The 18,795-nt window shown below is 60.2% G+C and carries 22 protein-coding genes; all 22 read right to left on the bottom strand.

The features are described from left to right. Window positions 1-3: 3 nt before the first annotated feature. Window positions 4-1,032, bottom strand: coding sequence for a DUF2793 domain-containing protein (locus tag TX83_RS04915; protein WP_075575008.1), 1,029 nt, complete (start codon window positions 1,030-1,032; stop codon window positions 4-6). Beyond that, window positions 1,029-4,232, bottom strand: coding sequence for a phage tail protein (locus TX83_RS04910; RefSeq protein ID WP_141233356.1), 3,204 nt, complete (start codon window positions 4,230-4,232; stop codon window positions 1,029-1,031). The genes TX83_RS04915 and TX83_RS04910 overlap by 4 nt, the downstream gene beginning before the upstream one ends. Beyond that, a complete protein-coding gene (locus tag TX83_RS24175) occupies window positions 4,229-4,633 on the bottom strand; it encodes an NlpC/P60 family protein (protein WP_064746815.1) in 405 nt (134 codons plus the stop codon). Before TX83_RS24175 ends, TX83_RS04910 begins: the two co-directional genes overlap by 4 nt. Continuing rightward, the gene (locus TX83_RS04900) at window positions 4,630-5,544 is read right to left on the bottom strand and encodes a DUF2163 domain-containing protein (protein WP_064746814.1); all 915 of its coding nucleotides are present in this window, start codon (window positions 5,542-5,544) and stop codon (window positions 4,630-4,632) included. The genes TX83_RS24175 and TX83_RS04900 overlap by 4 nt, the downstream gene beginning before the upstream one ends. Next, on the bottom strand, window positions 5,541-6,125 hold the full coding sequence (locus tag TX83_RS04895) for a DUF2460 domain-containing protein (protein WP_064746813.1): 585 nt from the start codon (window positions 6,123-6,125) through the stop codon (window positions 5,541-5,543). The genes TX83_RS04900 and TX83_RS04895 overlap by 4 nt, the downstream gene beginning before the upstream one ends. Further along, complete coding sequence (locus TX83_RS22550) at window positions 6,125-8,521, bottom strand: hypothetical protein (RefSeq protein WP_141233355.1); 2,397 nt, start codon at window positions 8,519-8,521, stop codon at window positions 6,125-6,127. Before TX83_RS22550 ends, TX83_RS04895 begins: the two co-directional genes overlap by 1 nt. Window position 8,522: 1 nt before the next feature. Next, complete coding sequence (locus tag TX83_RS24170; RefSeq protein ID WP_064746811.1) at window positions 8,523-8,759, bottom strand: phage tail assembly protein T; 237 nt, start codon at window positions 8,757-8,759, stop codon at window positions 8,523-8,525. A gap of 80 nt (window positions 8,760-8,839) precedes the next feature. Next, complete coding sequence (locus TX83_RS04880; RefSeq protein ID WP_064746810.1) at window positions 8,840-9,175, bottom strand: hypothetical protein; 336 nt, start codon at window positions 9,173-9,175, stop codon at window positions 8,840-8,842. A gap of 50 nt (window positions 9,176-9,225) precedes the next feature. Next, window positions 9,226-9,729, bottom strand: a complete 504-nt coding sequence (locus tag TX83_RS04875) for a phage tail tube protein (RefSeq protein WP_064746809.1) — start codon at window positions 9,727-9,729, stop codon at window positions 9,226-9,228. Between the two features lie 45 nt (window positions 9,730-9,774). Continuing rightward, entirely contained in the window at window positions 9,775-10,128 is a 354-nt protein-coding gene (gene gp17 / locus TX83_RS04870; RefSeq protein WP_064746808.1) for a tail completion protein gp17, read from the bottom strand. Window positions 10,129-10,130: 2 nt separating this feature from the next. Continuing rightward, window positions 10,131-10,619, bottom strand: coding sequence for a hypothetical protein (locus TX83_RS04865; protein WP_064746807.1), 489 nt, complete (start codon window positions 10,617-10,619; stop codon window positions 10,131-10,133). Next, window positions 10,616-11,296 carry a glycosyltransferase family A protein gene (locus TX83_RS04860; RefSeq protein ID WP_064746806.1) on the bottom strand — a complete coding sequence of 227 codons (681 nt, stop codon included), beginning with the start codon at window positions 11,294-11,296 and terminating at the stop codon, window positions 10,616-10,618. The genes TX83_RS04865 and TX83_RS04860 overlap by 4 nt, the downstream gene beginning before the upstream one ends. Further along, entirely contained in the window at window positions 11,290-11,844 is a 555-nt protein-coding gene (locus TX83_RS04855; protein ID WP_186442517.1) for a class I SAM-dependent methyltransferase, read from the bottom strand. Before TX83_RS04855 ends, TX83_RS04860 begins: the two co-directional genes overlap by 7 nt. After that, window positions 11,841-12,470: a hypothetical protein gene (locus TX83_RS04850; protein ID WP_064746804.1), complete on the bottom strand. Its 630-nt coding sequence runs from the start codon at window positions 12,468-12,470 to the stop codon at window positions 11,841-11,843. Before TX83_RS04850 ends, TX83_RS04855 begins: the two co-directional genes overlap by 4 nt. Before the next feature lie 18 nt (window positions 12,471-12,488). Continuing rightward, a complete protein-coding gene (locus tag TX83_RS04845) occupies window positions 12,489-12,854 on the bottom strand; it encodes a phage head closure protein (protein WP_064746803.1) in 366 nt (121 codons plus the stop codon). Next, complete coding sequence (locus TX83_RS04840) at window positions 12,851-13,201, bottom strand: head-tail connector protein (protein WP_064746802.1); 351 nt, start codon at window positions 13,199-13,201, stop codon at window positions 12,851-12,853. The genes TX83_RS04845 and TX83_RS04840 overlap by 4 nt, the downstream gene beginning before the upstream one ends. Further along, window positions 13,198-13,452, bottom strand: coding sequence for a hypothetical protein (locus TX83_RS04835; protein ID WP_064746801.1), 255 nt, complete (start codon window positions 13,450-13,452; stop codon window positions 13,198-13,200). Before TX83_RS04835 ends, TX83_RS04840 begins: the two co-directional genes overlap by 4 nt. A 218-nt stretch (window positions 13,453-13,670) precedes the next feature. Next, on the bottom strand, window positions 13,671-14,006 hold the full coding sequence (locus tag TX83_RS22545) for a hypothetical protein (protein ID WP_141233354.1): 336 nt from the start codon (window positions 14,004-14,006) through the stop codon (window positions 13,671-13,673). A gap of 57 nt (window positions 14,007-14,063) precedes the next feature. After that, the gene (locus tag TX83_RS04830; protein WP_064746800.1) at window positions 14,064-15,212 is read right to left on the bottom strand and encodes a phage major capsid protein; all 1,149 of its coding nucleotides are present in this window, start codon (window positions 15,210-15,212) and stop codon (window positions 14,064-14,066) included. 66 nt (window positions 15,213-15,278) lie between these two features. Beyond that, window positions 15,279-15,923: an HK97 family phage prohead protease gene (locus TX83_RS04825; RefSeq protein ID WP_064746799.1), complete on the bottom strand. Its 645-nt coding sequence runs from the start codon at window positions 15,921-15,923 to the stop codon at window positions 15,279-15,281. Further along, a complete protein-coding gene (locus TX83_RS04820; RefSeq protein ID WP_064746798.1) occupies window positions 15,923-17,140 on the bottom strand; it encodes a phage portal protein in 1,218 nt (405 codons plus the stop codon). The genes TX83_RS04825 and TX83_RS04820 overlap by 1 nt, the downstream gene beginning before the upstream one ends. Beyond that, window positions 17,140-18,777, bottom strand: a complete 1,638-nt coding sequence (locus TX83_RS04815; RefSeq protein ID WP_222423716.1) for a terminase large subunit — start codon at window positions 18,775-18,777, stop codon at window positions 17,140-17,142. The genes TX83_RS04820 and TX83_RS04815 overlap by 1 nt, the downstream gene beginning before the upstream one ends. Window positions 18,778-18,795: the final 18 nt, after the last annotated feature.

The following is an 18,795-nucleotide window of genomic DNA, read 5'->3' as shown; positions in this document are numbered from 1 at the left end:
GCATCACCTCTCGTACCAATAGCCATTGACAGCAAGGTAGAAACTACCGCTTGGCGCCGAAAGATATCGGTAGTCCAATGATCGCGCTGAGCTCAACTGAAAAGCAGCCGGAAGCAGGCTGGTCCATGACGGTGGGACAACCAACTGGTTCACCGTGTCCGTGAGCGTCGCCAGATCCGGGGTTGCCATGACAACCTTGTTCGCGGGATCGATGTTCTGCGCGCAGGCGTTCGCGATCGTGGAAGTGACAGGAACGACCCCAGAAAAATCGATCGTCGTACGGGTTGTGGCGGTGCCGCCGATAAGCACGAAGAATGGCGCCGTGTTGATGTTTCCGAGGTAACCGATGTAGTTACCCGTTTGAATGAACTGCGCGATTCCACCGGATGCGAGCGTTTTCACGCTGCCGAGATAACGCCGCGACTGGTCCCCGGTCTTGCTCCGAGCTACGCCGTTGTAGGCCGAGGCCGGCGCGGTGGTCGACAACTCGTAGTCCGCTACCCCTGCGCTTTCAAACAGATAGGCGTGATACCAGGAACTGGCCGACAACGACAGGCTTGACTTAGCGATGGCGGATGGGACGTCAACTCGACGCGCTAGGCTCTGGACGTATGCGCTGCCCGACTCCAACGTGAGCGCGTTCGGCCCGACGTACACCAGGCGCAAGCCGTCGATTTGCGACGCAGGAGTGCTCAGGGCCGCAAATACTACCCATGAGCTGCCATTCCAGCGCAATACATTTAGCGCGGTCTTGTCCCATATGATCCACGCATTGGTACCGGGGATGAAATAGCGCCACACGTTGGCCGCAGTGCAGAGAGCAAGCTGATTCGCACGCCCGGCCCAAACCCCTGTTGGGGAAGTACCGATCAGCCACATCTTCATCACATCGCCAAGAACGGTTGTCGGAGGCGTGTTCGTTGTTGTCTCGACGTTGGCTTGCCCAAGTGCGGCAAACGCCTGCATCGAGTCATTGACCGGGATGTTGCCCTGGAGTGCCCCGTCAGACCACGCAGTGTAAGGAATGCTCATGCGCTGATACTCTCGCTTGGCGTGCCTGGCCCAGTAATGGCGTTGAGACCGGCAATGGTGATCGTCACTACACCCGGGAGACTGGCGCCTCCTACGAGCGTGTCGGTGGTCCCGGTAACGTCGTGAGTCACGACGTTAGAACCGTTTGTGTAGGTAACCCGGTAGCCGCGGAAGTGCTGTGAGTGGTAGGCATTCGAAGGAGTTCCAAGCCGTCCACGCCCAAGCCACGTCACAACAATGTCCGCCCCTATGTCCTGCGCCCTTACCATCGTGGGCTTCCACTCGGTCTGACTGGCTGCAGTTGCGAAGGTATAGGGCTGCCCCTGGTATGCGTCCTCAGACGTCCCGAACGAAACAGCGCGGAATTGCAATGTCTGACCTAGCATCCATTGCTGCGCCTGGACGAAGACCACCGACGAGTCCAACAGGACAAACCGAACGCCAGCCGCGTGAGCGGTTGGAATCGAGTCGTAGCGGTTTCGAATCAGTCCTGACAGCCGGTAGTTGTTGGAACCTAGGTCTGTAACCGTCTGGTACTGGATGATCTCATCCCCTATCACCGCACGGTTGTAGAACCTGAGCAGTGTCGTGTAGTCCACGGACTCAGGAGCGTCCGGCAGGAACACGTCGATGGTTTGCTCCGCCGGATAGTCCGCCACGGTTGCGGCCAACGCCGTAAGGGTGTAACCGATCGTTGCAGCTTCCGTGATCTCCACGAAGGAGTCCCAATTCGCGCCACCATTCGTGCTGATCTGGACGTCGGCGCCGCGCCAGCCAGGCAGCTGGCCCGCCGCGGCCACATAGATACCCAACTGATCGTGCTCATCACGCAGGACCGCGATGTTCAGAAGTTCCAGAAGCGTTCCGCCAATGACACCGGGGTTCGTCACCTCCGGCGGCGTCGGCTCAATTCCGGCCGCGTTGGAGACGTAGGCTGATTGCTCATCCTGAGAGCTCTCAACCACCAACTTTCCACTGTCCTCCTCGGACTCCATCACCCTAACTCGATGGACCAGGCCTGCCTTGTCAGTGATGTATCCGGTATCCGTCGGCGTGATGTAGCTGAATCTGTACGGCAGCTCATACTTGAACTTTGAGGGCTCGCCCCAGGCTACCTTGATCCGCTTGTCTACGACCTTTGCGGCATCTGACGCCGTCATTGCGACCGGCAGCTCAATCGCACTCTCCCCCTGTGCGGCTACTGTCGCGGCACGCCTCTGAGCGACCTGTGTTGCCGGCGAAAAGCCAGCCACTGGATCGACGTAAGCGACCGTTGTCTTCCGGAGCAACTCGACTTCTTGAACGCGAGTCTCTTCGATTGAGTCTCCATCGCGCTCTGCCAAGTCATCGGCGGTCAGGTTGAATACCGAAGCTCCACCGCGCTTGATGAAACGGAGTTTCGCATCCCATTCAGCAGCATCGAAGAAGTAGGCCTGCGACAGCGGCTCGATGAAGGAGTCGGCGCCACCGATCGTGGCTACCACGAACCCGTCCACCATGTCGACCAGCTGGCTGACGTCAAAGCGAGAGGCCGGAATTCCAGACCGCAAGCATAAGTCTGCGACGATGCTGGACAAGGAGACTCGATTACGCGCCACGGTCTGAAGCGGCGACTCGCACTGGCATGCGGTCGTCACGAGCTGCGGATAGAACCCCGCAGACGTGGACCCACCAGACGAATAGACCCAGCCAGATTGAATCTTCCCTGCTGCGACAGCCGCATTGTATGCGCTCTGCCAGAATGACATGTTGCTGTAGTTGGGATCTGAGGGGTCCAATACAGGCCCCTGCGGAAGAGAGCTGTAAGGACCTCCACTTCCGATAATGGCCCTTCCCAGCTGCTTGTAAGTACCAGCGAGATCCGTGCATTCACCGTGAAACACCACCGACCCATCCGCAAATACGTAGTAGCCTGGCGCATCCGGAACAGGAGTGGCCTCTGGGGTATTCCCTTCGCATGTTGGAACTGCACGAACCGCGACAATGACGTCGTGATACACCGCATATACCGGTTGCCCAGGGCCGAAGCTGGTAGTTCTGTTATAGCCAGATGGGGCCATCCCAACTGGAACCCAGACCGCAGACCCAGTGTTTGAGATATTGTGTGGATACCACCCACCCTTGGTGGCCTCAAGTGTGGCAGAACTATCAACCGAGTATGGATGCTCAGAACCGTACGAGTATCGACTGAAGGTTAGACTCAGTCTCGCTGCGCCAGCGGGAGTTACCCCTAGTATCTTGTTTGGATCGTTTACCGCAGGATTCCAAGTCCCATTGGTAGCAAACTGAGGGCCGTACCAATTGGAGTCGGTAAACTGCAGCTGCCTGGACCACCCCCGAAGCGTGTATCCACTGATCGAGCTGTATCCTGTGTAATCGGCAATGTCCTGAAGCGCCTCTTCCAGGGTATCGAACCAAGTGTCAGTGTTGCCATTCCCGTACTGGTACGTGATATAGGGTCGCCGCGGCTCTCGCTGTCCTACTGAACCAGTCTTCCACGGGAACATGCCACCAAGTCCGAAGCCTGGCGCCTCGTACTCGCCCTCTGTTTCACCGTCCTCCCCGTCCATGACCACCACAAACTCGTACTGCGGCACAGCACCAGCCAAGTCAGTCAGGTCATCATCCTTGATGACTACATAGGCCGTCCCGCGGAATGGGGCGACATTGCCGACACCTTCTACCGCCTCGATCGTGGGGTCCGGCAACTGCGTCTCATCTCCCAAGTAGATCTTGCATTTCTGTAAAAACTTGCGGGATGCAGCGGTGAGGCCGGAGGTGTCTCCAGTGTACTCGCCGGCCGCATTCGCGCTTGCCTCATAGACGACCTTGCCGTTTCGCTTGATCGTCCGAATCGCCTTGATCGACCCCTCGCAAATCGCGATCGCGTAGCTGCGGGAATAGGTGTACGTCACCTGGGTAGGGCCACCACCCTTGCCGGCCCGCTTCTTCTTCTTGCGCTCCTTGCGTTTGTCCGCCCAAATGATCGTTCCCTTGCAGGCGAAGGTCCCGTAGCCAAAGGCTAGCGGAACGCCTACTTGGCTGGTCTGGGTCTGCGCATCGGTAAGCCTGGGGCCGTATACCTTGTCCGGGGCGATGTAACCGCCCAGCGCGGAGCCGATCATGAATCCGAGCTGCGGCGCGCCTACGAAGAAGCCGACGAATGCGCCGACTACGCCACCAATCGTAGATCCACTCACGGGCGCCAGGCTCCAGTTATGCGGCTATGCCACTTCGAATCGAGGCGGTGTTCAGTAACCCGCCCGACCATCTGGTCGGTATGGATCAACGAGAGACCGCCAAACGGGTAGTCGCCAACGATCCCGACATGGCGGGTCGCTCTCGCGTAGGCGATCGCTACAACGTCCCCTGGATGAAGGTCGAACCGTCCCAAGGACGGCCCGAACTCTCTGACCAGATTCGCCTCTAGCAGCCCGTCGTGCGGGTCCCGTCCGTAGTCCGTGACGTCCTGCACGGGCCGCCCGGCATCCACCAAGGCCACGACCACCAGCCCCACACAATCAAGGCCGCTACGGGAGCGGCCTTGGTGGCGAAATGGGGTGCCCAGGTAGCCCCTGGCGGATTCGTGTAGCGGCTTCATCCGCCCACCTGAGAGATGTTCGCGCCTGGGACCATGATCGAGTCTGCGTCCTGCACCGGCGTCAGGTGTTCACCGCGGAAATGCAGGGTATTGGCGTGCCGGTCCTTGCACATGGCGAAGGTGTGGTCGCAGTCTTGACGGACCTCGTAGGTGTCACCCGGCGCAACCGGATACGGCATCGGCAAGATCAGCGTGAACTGATCGGCCGCGAAGGTGTAGACCTCGATCTGGGCGCCCGCGTTGGCGCCGGTCAGCCAACGAATCACCCCGGGCTCAAAGAACCCGTCCGCCTCGGTTCTGGCGGAGTCTGTGAACGTCTTCCGAGGGTCGATCCCTACCGACGTAACAGTTCCGGCATGCCAAACCATGTCCTTGTTGCAAGGCTTGCGCTCCGTGATTTCCGCCCCTGGCGTTCCTATCGGCTTCGAGCCGAACCGAGCCCGACAAGTCAGCGATATCAGTTGGCACAGCGGCTGCTTCAGCTGCTGCTTCAGGCTCCGAAACTCGGTAACCCAACCCGTCTCGACGAACCGAGTCTCGCCCAGGGTTCCGTATCCCCAGACCTCGTGGCCCTGCGAGAGGTCCATGAAGTTGACCCGATAGATCCAGACCTCGGCCTTGTCCAGGAGGCCTGCCCTGATCCGCTGCTCGGTGACCCCGCCCGCTGAGTACCACCCCTGCAGCTCGGTATTGTCGACACCGAGGTCAGCAGCGGCCTGCAAACGGGCCGGAGTGAACCCCTGGTCCGGGCTATAGGTGATTGCACCACCGCCATCGTCGTACGTAAGCGCGGCATCCAGACGAGTGAACCCGAGCACCGTGCCGTCTTTGCAAACGACTTTCAGCAGCAGCGTCCACGATGTCGCAGGAAGTGCCAGGTGACTCTTGAGGGCTACCGGGATCGACTTCACAGCCGCACCTCGACCAGTTCAATGTCCGAGGTGCTGGCATTAGGGCCGCCAATCGCGAAAGCATTGTGGTCAGATGCGAACCGCACCCAGACGTCAAACTCCCCGTCCCAGGTGTACGCCCCCGACGTCCACGGCGATGAAGGCGTGAACAGCCCGGTGGTCGTATCCAGAGTACCAGCCACAGCCACCCCGTTGCGCTTGACCACAACCCCACCGACAGGAGCCTGGATCAGCCGTGTCGTGGCCGCAGCGCCGAAGACGTAGGTCTTCACCAGTTGGACTGGCTGGGATGTCCCAATAGCAGGCGCGATCGGTTCCGCGACAGCCGTGTAGTCGTTCCAGTCCTTGAAACGAAATGCGTACAACCGGCCGACCGCAGCGTGAAACACCGCGATGATCTCGGCCTGGGCGTCTTTCGCAAGGTGCAGGAACTGGGCTGAGTACCGGTGCAGCGGGTACAGCCACTGGCGGTTTCGCTGCTCGCGGCCGTTGTCCAGCGGGACGACTAAGGTCGAGTACTCCGGGCCGCCACTGAATCCATACGCCACACAGCTCGACAGTCTTGAGTTGATGAAGGCCATCAGCGTCCGTTCCTCGACATTGCACGACGAGCAGCCGCCCCTGCCTGGTATGCCTGCTGCTGGGCAGTCCGCCTGGAGTTGTCGCCGGTGGTGATGAAGGTCTGATTCACCGTATTGCTGGAATCACTCCCTTGCCGAAGAGCCGTGCGCGTCATATCGGCAGGCAGCACGGAGCCGGCAGTTCGGGGCACGAACAGTTCCGGCCCCATCTCGCCGACCAAGTAGGCCCGATCACCGAATACATCGCCGCCGCCAGCCTTGCCCCCGCCGAACAGCCAGCCGAAATTGTTCCCAAAGGAACCCGCGAACGATGCCGACGGCGCGGCAGAAGCCCCACCGCCGCCGCCACCAGTGAACAAGCCGACGATCTTTCCAAGCCAACCGGCGCTCCCGCCACCAGCACTACCCTGCTGGCCGAAGATGCGCTCGACCACGTTGTTTGCGGCCAGATCGAACAGGACGTCCGCGAACCGGTCTGCTGCATTCTTCAGCGAGTCGAGGATGCCTTCGCCCTCCTTCAGGTCATGGAAAAACCCTCGGGATGCGTCACGTAGCCCATCCATAGCCGTGACCTGATCGTCGATCAACTTCCGTAGGTCCTGGTACTCCTTCAGAGCCGCGATCGCTGCCTCGCCTTGTGCCGTTGCAGCATCAGCACCGAGATACCGGACTGCATTCAGAAGCTCTTGTGCCTCGCGGGTCTGGCCGAGCAGATCGATCTCGAACTGGTAGTCCTTGAACATCTGGGTGGCGTTTTGATGACGCTCGGCGGTGATCGCCTCCAACCGCTTCTGGTACTGCTCCTGAGTTACGACACCATCATTCAGTTGCTTGTCGATGGCACGCAGATCCTCTTCATACTTGACTAACGCTGGGCTCACGACGCCAGTAACCGAAGCTGCAATCGCCCTTGTGTCAAATTCAAACTGCTTCTGGAGATCAGATAGCTCCTTGAGCTTCAGCGCCTCCGCTAAACCCTTCATCTTCGTGGAGAACTCCTCGATCTTTCCAGTGGAAAGACCGTCTTCCTTGAACTTCTCAGCCGAGTCGGTGATTTCATCAAGTCGTTTCTTGTAGTTCTCCAATGCTGGGTTTGAACGACCATCAAGTTCAGCGGCCCATTGGTCAGCGGCGCGCTGCATCTCTTTCAAAGCCCTTGCTTGACGAGCCATCTCAGCGGCAGGGTCTTTCCCTTTACCACCCTTCGGCGCCTTGCCATCACCACTCAGCAACTTCTGTATTCTGTCGTTTAGCGCCTTTACTTCGCCTTCAGCCATTACCTGGCCGACATCCTTGGCGAAGAAGTTCGGCGGCTCCTTACCAGATCCAGCAAATACGATTCTTGGATCTCTGATCTTCTTGTCATTCTTCTTGTTATCACCGAATAGATTCAGCCTAGCTCCTTCCCCAGCTACAATAAGTCCTTCCCGGACCTTTCCAAAATCAAGAGAAAAGACACCTCGAGCCGCGATGTTCAGCCCATATAGCCCTTCAGACAAACCCTCTATTTTATCGCCAATCAAATCCAGGGCACCCCCAAACAGCTTTGCGGCGCCCGCAGTGAACTCAAAGGTGCGGCCAATGTTATCGGCAAGCTCCGCAGCCTTGTCTCCGTCTTTGATCCAGTCTTCCGTGGCTATCGCGAGCTTTTCCAACTGGGGAAGAAATTCCGAGGCGATCCTACGCCCAGCACCCTGTATCAAAGAAACCAATCGGTCCAGTTCATCTTTGAACGCAGCGGCACGTTCCGCCTCCTCGGGTGAAATGATTGCACCGATGCTTGCAGCTTCTTCCCTCAGGCTACGAAGCCCTTGGCTTCCGCGATTGAAGAATTCTAGAAGATCAGCGCCAGAACGCCCGGCCAGTTCCATCGCCAACGATGTTTCAAGCGTCTGATTGTTCAGCGCCGCGAATCTGTCCGCTATCTCTGGAAGTACTGCATCTACTGACCTCAACTTTCCAGCAGCATCCGTGACACTGATACCAAGGGCCTTGAACAAGGCTGCCGACTTACTGTTCTTATCCAGCGCTTCAGCCATGTTGCGAGAGATCTTGACGATGGCGCCGTCAAGCGTTTCGAGATCAGTCCCGGACAGTTTTGCGGCATAACCCAGTCCGGATAGCATTTCTGTCGATATTTTCAGCTTTGCTGACATCTCGTCGATCTTGTCAGCTTGGTCGATGACCCCCTTAAAGAATTGTAGGCCAGCCTGTAGCGACAGGAATCCAGCAGCCATTCCAGCTAGATTGCTGGTTATTGACGACCCAATAGAACGACCTAGTGAGTGCGCAGCTTTCTCCAGCTGCTTCATCTGCTTTTCGGCGCGCGCGGAATCGGTAATGAACGACCCCGTACGCATCAGCAGATCAACGACAATACTGCCGGCCGTAGCCATCTCAATGCCTCTTCGGTGGAGTAATGCCAAACGCCGCCAAGGTTCGGGCGTCTGCGCTGGAGTAGCCGGCGAGGGCCGGATCAGGCGGCGTGGGCTGCAAGAACTCGAGCTTGTCCCTCATCGATCCGCCCCCCATGGCCTGAGCGACTAGAGCCGCAGGTCTATGGAATCGATGGAAGTCGTCGAACGGATAGAGCCGCATGAACACGACCCACTCCTCGAACTCCCGATGCGTCATGCACGCTTGCCACTCGGAGACCGTTCGGCCTCCGAGTGCGAGGGCCAGCTGGAACCATGCCCAGTCTCGTCCCTTGGCGGCTAGTCGTTTCCCGCTTTCTCGCGAGCTTCATCGCTAACGCCGTTGACTTCCATCAAGGCATCGTAGAGCGATCGCATCGGGCCAGCCCTAAGCTTCATCGCTTGATCAATCGTCATAGCCTGGGAACCGTCCGCGTTGCACACACCCTTTACGAGCAGCATCGCGATTCCGCGGTTCCTTGCCTCTGAGGTACTTGCGTCAGTTGCATCCATGACAGCAAGGAAATCGACCGCAGGCAGCTGCTTGAAGTGGATCGTATGGCTGGAGCCATCGGCCAACTTGACTTGGCGGGCCTGCACTCCGGGAGAAACGAAGAATGAATCGGGGAGGCTCATTTGGATTCCTGCGAATGGGCCGGATGCCGTGGCAGAGCCGGCCGTGGTGGTCAGGTCGGGATCGGCCCGTTCCAGTAGGTGCGGACGGGGCCGCTGCGCTGCAGCGTGAGCGTTCCGCGCACGATCTCGTTGGTTGCGATGTCGATGTTGACGTCGGCGATGTAGGCATCGAACCCCAGCGAGGTACGCTGCGGCGCCGGCGGCGGCACGATGTTGTCGTTGCTGTCGAGCGTGGGATCGGCAGTCCCGTCGCTGAGGCCGATCAGCCACTGGATCACATCGCCGGATTCCTTCAGGTCGAACAGGACCTGGTGCGAGGAGTTGGACGGGATGAAGTTGAACGGCACCGAGACTTGGCCCGGATTGCCGAGGCCGCGCTTGTAGGTCTTGTCGTCGATGTTGTCGAGGCACGTGTCCTCGAGCTGGTCGGCGGCACCGCCGAGACCGGTGATGCCGGTGGGACAGGCGAGCTTGATGACCGCCGCAACGCTGGACGACAGCGAGTCGACGAAGAACAGCTCGGTGCCCTGGGTTCGAAGCGTTCCGATGGTCATTTCAGGGTTCCTCTGGTCAAAGAAAAGCCCCTTTCGGGGCCCGGTTCAGCGCTGAGTGATGAAGTCGGCTTCGATGCCGACTCTGTAAAGCCTGGTTTCGGGGTCTCTGAGATTCACCCTGACCCGATTGTGGTGCCCCGCCGCATCGAGGGCGGCGCGCACTTCAAGGGCGAGTTGTTCGACTCCACCGTCCGTCGGGTGCCAGCAGTTGATATCGACCGAAGTGAAGTCGGAGCAAGGCGCCCCACTGATCTGATCGTGGGGGTTACCGATCACGATCGACCACGTGATATAGGGCCTCTGCTCGTCTTGTCCGATTTCACCGTGGCGGCCGATACGATCAGCCACGATCGCTATGACCTCCGGCGTACGAATGGTCTTGTAAACCGGAGGGAACATCGTCACTTCATCCCGTTCTTGGCCGCCTGCTGGGCGACTGTCTTCTCGATCCTGCGGATCAAGTCCTGAGTGATGACGTCGATCACGCGGCCACCCGCGGTCTGCACGGCCGGACGGAGCCAGGGCGTCGGGGGCTGGTGAGCGGAGCCGTACTCCAGGAGGTTCGCCGTCATCAGAGTGGATGTGGGGAACCCAAGCGCATTGACGAAGGTCCCCTTCTTCACTCGGACCAAATAGCGCTCACCCTGGCCGGCACTGGGGGCCTTGCCGCGGCTGGCGATCACCGCCTTCTCGGTCATGCCCGTGGACCGTTGCCCGTCCTGCGCGATCGACTGGCGCAGATTCTGGCGGGCCACATCACGGAGCGCTCGCGCGCCTTTCGCGAGGGACAGCTTCACGGGTCCACCGCGCTTGCTGACGATCTCGGCCGGCAGACTCGACAACGTCCTCAGCACGCCATCAATTCCAGTGATCTTTACCTCGACTTTCACAGGTATAGCTCCGCGTCCGGCCCGACCCATTCCCGCAGCAGCGCTCCGGTCTGATCCTCTGCCCCCCGGAAATCATCCCGGTGCCCCATTCCGATACCGCAACGTCCAGGCAGCCCCTTGATTCCGACGACGCGGTGGCCGCCGAAGAGCAGCCGTGATCTTGGCTGCCGCCAGAGATCGAGGTCGATGAACTTGGGTGCCCGTCGGCATGCCTCGCGCAGCCCTGCAAGCGCTCGGCCGCGTACGGCCGTACTGCACAGGCTGGCATGGCCGGTATTGCTGAGTTGGCGCCCCCTGTGCAAGGTGATGTTGTAGTAGCGGGCACGGCACTCGCCTACCAGCTCGGCGCGCTCCAACTGCGAGGCAACGTGAGTCAGCCAGTCCGGGGCATACCAGTCATCGTCCTCGATCACCGCCACCCTGGCGTCGGGCTTGATCACAGCCAGGCCGGCCAACAGATTCCGAGCCTGAGTGTTCTGGCCCGGAGTCCAGTACGGCACCGGCCGGACCACCTCCAGCGACCAGCTAGGCCGGCAGAACGAGACAGGCTGCGCTACGGGGCCATCGTCGACCACGACCCAGCGCACTTGCCCGGTGTAGTCCTGCGCTGCCATCAGGCGCTCGCAGATCGCCCAGGCTCGCGGCCTTGCACCAGTAGCGGTCAGTAGGGTCAGCATCGTGCGGTTGCGAACACATGCATGGGGAGCCTGCGACGCGTCACGCCGCGCTCACCATGATCATTCAGATCAACAGGCACCTCGCCGGCGTACTCGGTCTGCACCTCGGCGAACCCGGCGTCGGTCAGCAGCAGGGCCAGGCCCGAGCGGCTGTACCGGTAGTAGTCGTCTGGGTAACCGTGTTCCGGGAACGCGAACAGGGTAGTGACCACCAGCAGAGACCCGGGAGCCATGACGCGTCGCAGCTCCGGAAGCGCCAGCCATGGCCGTGCGACATGCTCCAGCACCTCGGAACAGACCACGCCAGAGAACCTGCCCTCCCACTCCGGCGGCAGGGCGTGCATGTCCGCGACCAGATCCACGCCCTGCCCGGCCTGCATGTCGATGCCCGTCCACCGCCCGCGCGCTAGGTCGCGATTCGTGCACCACCAGGCCTTGGGGTCGTGAATCCGGCTCCCGACCTCAAGGACATCGTCACCTAGGCCGGCTTCGTTGCGCTCGATGAATGCGCGGATTCGACCGCGTACGCTGGTCATCGGCAGCTTCACGGCCTCTCCTCCCATCGCGCCTTGAAGGTGCCAGTCAGAGAGCCGGACCCTACATTGGCGACCCTGATGTAATACGTAGCAGCTGCAATGCCGCGCTCATCCTGCTGCGCGCTTCCGACGCTGGCCTGAGCTCCGGTCGCGTTCTCGACCTTGATCCGAATCAGGTCGATCTCGGTTCCGCCGGAATGCGTCCCGCCAGCGGCCAACATGACCTGCGGCGTATAAAGCGGCAGCGGTCGCTCACTCATGTTATTGCGTGGAATCACCGGCAGCGTCTCGCTGAAGCTACCTCCTTCCGTACCTCCGACATGGGTCGATACGCGCGCGAACCCTTGATCAAGAACGATCTCCAGCCCGAAAAGTATGATGTTGATCGGGACCAACGCCTTGACTACATAGGTCGATCCATTGGCGACGTTCAGTTCTTTGAAGGTGCGGAACTCGCGTCCAGCGAAGAACCCGGTCTGCCCTACGTCGACCCGCAAGCGCCGGTTCGGACCACTCCCGCCATCCGTCATTAGATCGAACGGAGGGGCAGCGATGACGCGATCGGCATGTGCTCCATCACGCATATCAACCAGCAACTTCTTCAGGCTTCCGATTATCGAGTACTCGTGGTCTGCCATGGCTCCTTGCGCCCCTGCTCACTGTCCGTCGTTGATGCCAGCCGTCGCCTTGATTCGCCATTCCCGCCGGCCAGTTGAATCTGTGTCGGGAACGCCTTTGATGTTGAAAATCCGACCATCCCAAAGGATTCGCCAGGATGAATTGATGCCGCCCGGGAACCAGCGGCAAGTAATGCGCGCAGCGACATCGGACTGCATTTGGCCGGACTGCAGGAACTCTCGGCCAGGGCCAGTCAGGACCTCGGCGGGAACATCGATCAACGGTGTTTCGGAATCCAAGTAGACAGGAGCCCAACTCACGGAGACGACGCCCTCGCTGTCTCTGACCTCTATCTGCTCTTCAAAGGTGATCGCGTGGCGGAGCCGCGGTGCCAACGTGCTCATACGCCCATCGCCGCCCGATACGGAAACAGCTTCACCTCAGCAGCCGACCGGTACCCGCCGACCTCCTCCGGTGTAGTTCCCTCAAATGAGGCCTTGACCAGGAGCAGCACAGCCTCGACAACATCCGGCGCCACGGGATCATCACTGCTTGGAACCTCTTCGGAGTACGGGGCCTCGCTGCTCGACTCTTGGGGGTACTCAAGGGGCAGCGTCGGCAGCATCCTCCGATTCATGAACCGACAGGCCTCCTGCTCGGCTCCGTCCAGCGCCTGCTGAAGGTCCGCATCCGACCACGTACCTATGATTCGTAGCCTGCTTCTGGCGATCGCTATGTCGATCACGCTCACGTCAGTGCTTCCTCAAGGGCCGCTAGCGGGAAGACGTCAAGCGCCGTATCGCGGGAACAGTTGATGATCTGCACGCCGCGGTAGGCGTCGCGCAGCTTGCGGAAATGAACCGGCCACTTCGCCACAGTGTGCGGCGCGGCATTGCCGGCAGTGCCTGGCGGGTGATCGCCATGCCAGTGCTTCTTGCCGCCTGTGTGCTGGCAGTCGTACCCAAGCATCACAACGCGAGCAGCGCCGGAGAGCGCCGCCACAGCGATTGCTCCAGCCCCACTATTCCCGAACGGATTCCAGTCTCCGCGAACGCTCCGCATAGGGCGTACGCCATGCCGGCCGGAATCGCTTCCGAAGCCGAGACACTCTCCGGCAAAGACTCTACGAACCTCGTCCACATGTACTTTCCACCAAGCCTCGTCCATCGCGAACAACGTATCCGCCCATGGCGCGAGCCTGAACGACGTGTTCGCGACGACTACTCGCCGAGCTTGCGTTTGCGCTTCTTCTCCGCCTTGGATGCCGCCTGGCCCGAATCGCCACACTCGGACTCGGTCACAGTCGTCTGCTGTGAGGCTTGGGCCGCTTGCGATGCAGACGACGGTTGCGCCTCGCCAACGGCCAGCGAAGGGAGCGGTCCGGCGTTCGGCTTCCTTGACACCACTTTCGTCTCGTACTCATCGGGAGATGCCTGACGCACAAGCCCGATAAGGATCAGTCGTTTGGCTTCTGCGTCATCGAACTCATAGACCTTGCCGGCGGCCAACTGACCGCGACGGTCATGGGGAAATCCCCTGATAGGAACAACTCGCATCGGTACCTCCAGAAGAAGCTGGGCCGCTCGATGCGGCCCAGCCACAGCTCCATCCGCTTACGCGGTGAAGGCGCCGCCCAAGATCGCCGACGGGATCGTGATCTCCAGCGCCATGCGCATCTCGGCACGCAGAGTGACGAGATTGCGGATGAAGTCATCGTCGACGTAGCCCGCCTCGATCACAACGCCTTCTCGGTCCCAGACCGTAACCGCCCGATTGAACGCACCGATCGCGAACTGGCCGGCCGGAATGAACGGCGACGGGATGACGCTCACGTTGAACGGGTTCTGCGAAATCGTCAGGCCCGGGATGCCGTAGAGGTAGTGTCCGTCGCTGCCCTTGGCAAGCTCCATGGCGCCCCAATCGGCCGGATTGACATACACCGCATTCGGGATCCAACCCGCAGCCCAAAGCTGCCACTTCGCACGGCCGATCGCATCGACCAAGTTGTCGTCGCTGGTGGGCGTGTAAACGGTGTAGTTTCCGCTGTCCAAGATGCCGGACAGGTTCGGGCTGGTTCCGTTGCCGACAGCCAGTTGCCGATCGACCCGTTCCATCAGGCCATAGCTGAGACGGTTGTCGATGTACGCCGCCATGGCGCCGTTGTCCGAAAGCAGGTTCTTCGAGACCTTGATCCAGTGCGCGATCGTCCGGACCGGGTAGTCCCACGGGCCAAAGGTCAGGTCCGACTCCGGCTTCAGGGCGCCTTCGCTAACTTCCGCGGCGCTGTTTGTGAAGGCGGTTTCGCGCAAGCCCTCGACGCTATTCGAAGTCGCCGGCGCGTGCGGCAGCGAACCGTAGATCGTCAGGGGCAGCGACGCACCGGGGCGGATTTCCTGAACCTGCTGCGGCAGCACGGTGCTCGCATTGGACAGCAAGGTGTTCTTGACCTCGACCCGAGCGCGAGCACTGGCATTGTCCTTCTGCATCGCCTTGACCTGATCGCTGGCGGCGAACTGCTGGCCCAAGGTACGCCGCTCGACCTGCTCGTCGGTAGCCCGGACACCCTTCTGTTCCAGATCGGTCAGGCGGTCAATGAGCGACTTGCGCTCCTCAGCCGCCTTCTCCAAATCCTTCTTCAGCTCGGTATTGGCCTCGCCGACGTCCTTGATCTGCTTCTCGTAGTCCAAGGCTTGCGTCGCCATCTTGTACTCAATGGCCTTGATGCCATCCTCGATGGCCTTTTTGATTTCAGTGTTTTCCATTTCATTGCTCCAGAAATGAGAAACCGCCTCTCGGCGGCCGTGGCTATGAATTGCGTTGTCCGGCGGTCAGCCGGTAGCGAAGCGCTGGAACAGCGTGCGGATATCCTCCGCACCAACGGTTTCGGCGCCGCGCTCACCGCGTGCCAAGGCCTTGACGCGAGCAACCAGCGCAGTCGCGTCTGCCCGAGAGAACCGCCCTGCCTCGCGCAGGATGGTCTCGATTTCTTTGAGGGATTCCGCTTCGTCGAGAGCCGATTTCACATCGGATACGCGCGCACCCAGATCGGCGGGCTCCTCAACGATGCTGATCTCGAGAAGTTCGATCTCCTTGAGCTCCCGCCTCCCATCGCCGAGGTCTCGGAACTGCAGCGGTCGGAACCCAATCGAGAGGCCATCCACGGCACCATGCTTCATGGACGCAAATACGTCCTCAGCCGTACGGTGCCCGGGAGTCAGCTCGCCTTCAACGTAGAGACCGATATCGTCCTCACGGACTTCCAGCCATTTCCCGATTACCGGCCCCCAGTGGTTCCAACGCAGACGGATGGGTCGATCGCGCTTCTTCAGCGTTCGCTTGTAAGCCCCTGACAGAATGGTATCGCCGTAGCTATCGACGCCACCGAACTTTGAGGCATAGCCGGCGAACACGCCTTGCCTGGAGTCCAAGAACTTGACGTCGACGCTCTCTAGGTCGATGCGCTTGACTTCCATCACTCCACCCCCGCGGTGGTTTGCTTCGGCCTGCCGGCCTGTGAGATTGGCACCATCGTGCTGTTCACCAGCAGCTGATCGTCGCCATCAGCAGGCGACCACCCTTCCTGTGAACGAGCCTCGCCTGGCTTCATGAAGCCGCCGTTGATCGCTGTCTGATACGCCTGATAGCGAGCCAGCATGTCCGCACGCAAAAGCGCATCGAAATCCAACTCGATCTCCCATCCGCGGCGCTCTGCGACCGGCAGCAGGTTCAGACGGGCCGAAAGTTCGATGTTCTCCAGGTATGGCCGCAGGCCCAGCTTGTACCAGCCCTCAATGATCTGCTGGATGCCAGAGCCCCAAGCCGTGGTGCTCTGGGTGTCATTGATCAAGACCGAAGGCACGCCCATGAATCTCGCGATGTCCTCAACCTGGAAGCGACGAGACTGCAACAGCTCGATGTCCTGCGGCGACATCGATACCTGCTCATACTTCATGAACTTGTCGAGGACGATCAGGCTATCGTTGTTTCCTTCGGCAAGGTCCGCAAAGCTCGCGCGAATCTCGGCGCGCTGCTCCCGGTTCAGGGCGCCGTCAACCATCAACACGCCAGCCGGCTTTGCTCCGTTTCTGAACACCTGACTGACCCGGTCTTCGGACGCCTGTGCAATCGCAATGCTGTTTGTTGCATAGCCGAGTGGCGACAGTCCGATGATTCCATTGCCGAAGATCTTGATATGCCAGATGGAACCTTCGGCAAATACATTCACGCCGGCGCTGTTGGTGTACTGGTAGATCACCGCCCCGTCAGATAGCAACCTGACTTGCATCTGGGATGACATCAGCGGCAACAATGAAATGATCTGCCCCTGCGAATTCTTGGTGATCTGGGCGTAGGCGTTGCCCCACGTGACTAGGTTCAGAACCAGAGTCATGAAGAAATCGACCCTGGTCTGGTAGCGGTTGGGCTTCATCGCCAGAACCGGGTACAGCGGATGGCTGTCGTCTGGGGTTCGCTGCTTTCCCTGCACTCTGTAGAAGACAACCGGTAGGCTGGCGACTGTCTCTGAGATCAGCCTGGCACAGGCCCAGAAGGCAGAGACCTGCATTGCAGTGTCGAAGTTGACGTCCTTCGCCGGCAGCGAAGATCGCGACCCGGGCGTCGGGATCTGAAGGCCGACCAAGCGGCGAAGTCCGGTGGTCAACCAGCCCCACGCCGTCGAGATGAAGTACATCAGTGATGCCTCAGTTTGACCACGTCAACCGCCGAGTCGAAGTCGAATCCATCCTCTGCCGGCGCTAGTGAAATGCCGATCGCCATCAGAAGAGCCGTCATGTCGTCGATCTTGTCCGCAGAGCGCTTCTTATCCGGGGCCATGTTCAGGTTCTGGTCCTGCCTCGCGACTAGGTTCGCAGCGCACCACCCGAGCACCGGATCACCAGCATGTGCAAGCTGGCCGCCTATGTAAGCTCGCTCTAACTCTTGCATTGCAGGGTGATACGACTTGGTGCCCTGAATGAACTCGACCATGGGCACCTCAGCCACAACTAGCCGGCTGACCATTTCCGTCGCGTTCCAGCGGTCGAATGCCATTGCCTGCAGGTTGAACCGTTTCTTGACTTCCAGAACTGCCTGTTCGATCACCGCGTAGTCGGTGACTTCTCCTTCGGTTTGCTCCAGCAAACCAGATGCCACCCACCCCGCATACGGCACCGTCCCGCGCTCCGTCCTCTGCTCCACAGCTGAGGACGGAACCCAACGTCGCCCCCAGGTCAGGAGCATGCCGTCGACCTTCCAGACCAGCCGCAGCGAGGTCAGGTCGCGCGTACTGGCTAGGTCCAACCCGCCCCAACAAGGCACATCGCGAAGTGCGGCAAGGTCGACGGCCCCGTCGCATGTCTTCCACTTACGAAGCAGGATCCAGCTATTCGCAGATGCCGCAGGCCGGTTCGCACGCTTGATCTCAAACTCAGCCTGCTTAGAAGGCATCCGCTTAGCCTCAACAGCCTCCTTTCGGATGGCGGCCAGGAGGTGCGGGTTCACGTCTATCAGCGGATTAGCCTTGATCCACTTTGACTCGTCGAAGGTGTCGTCGGCCTTTCGGCCTGTTTCCTTATCCTCATCGTCCATGGCATAGAACACAGCCAGGAAGTGGTCCGCCTCGTTGCCGAACAGCCCCTCAAGAAGCTGCTTCGCGAACTGCCTGAGCTCGGCCCAGGGGCCTGGATTGGCATACCCCTCTGTAGTCGTGAACAGCCATAGCGGATTGCTTCTCGCGCCGGCCGCTGACTGAAGAACGTTCAGCAGATCCGGAGATTTGTGAGCATGAATCTCGTCTAGACCGACATGGGACGGGTTCAAGCCGTCCTGTGTACTGGCCTTGGCGTTGATGGGCTTGAACGTCGCACCGGTCTCTACCCGGCTGATCGCATTGGCCCAGCACTCAACTCCGTACGCCTCACGAAGCGCATGGGTCTTTTCCGCCATGCGCTTTGCGACGTTGAAAATGATTCGGGCCTGACTCCCTGTCGTTGCCGCAGAGATGACTTGCGCCCCCTCTTCGTCCTCACAGCACTGGCAGTACAGAAGAATCGCCGCGGCCAGGGTCGACTTGGCGTTCTTGCGCGCCACCGCGAAAAGTGCGGAGGTGAATCGCCGGGTGCCATCAGCCTTTCTGAACCCGAACAGTTGGACAACGAACCACACGTGGGACGGGTGCAGCCGAATGGTCGGCTGATCTGTCCCGTCTGGGTTCTTCCATTTGCCCTCTACATGCGGGAGTAGCTCTATCCACCCGCAAGCGTGGTTCGCATGCTCCCGGGAGAACCAGAACGGCGCCCCCTTCTTCTTTGCCCGGGCGAGGTCGTCCAAGAACCGCTTTGCCGCCAA

Origin of the sequence: Lysobacter antibioticus HS124 (assembly GCF_000336385.2) — a bacterium.
GTDB lineage: Bacteria > Pseudomonadota > Gammaproteobacteria > Xanthomonadales > Xanthomonadaceae > Lysobacter > Lysobacter firmicutimachus.
This window is presented reverse-complemented; position numbering and strand designations above follow the sequence as displayed.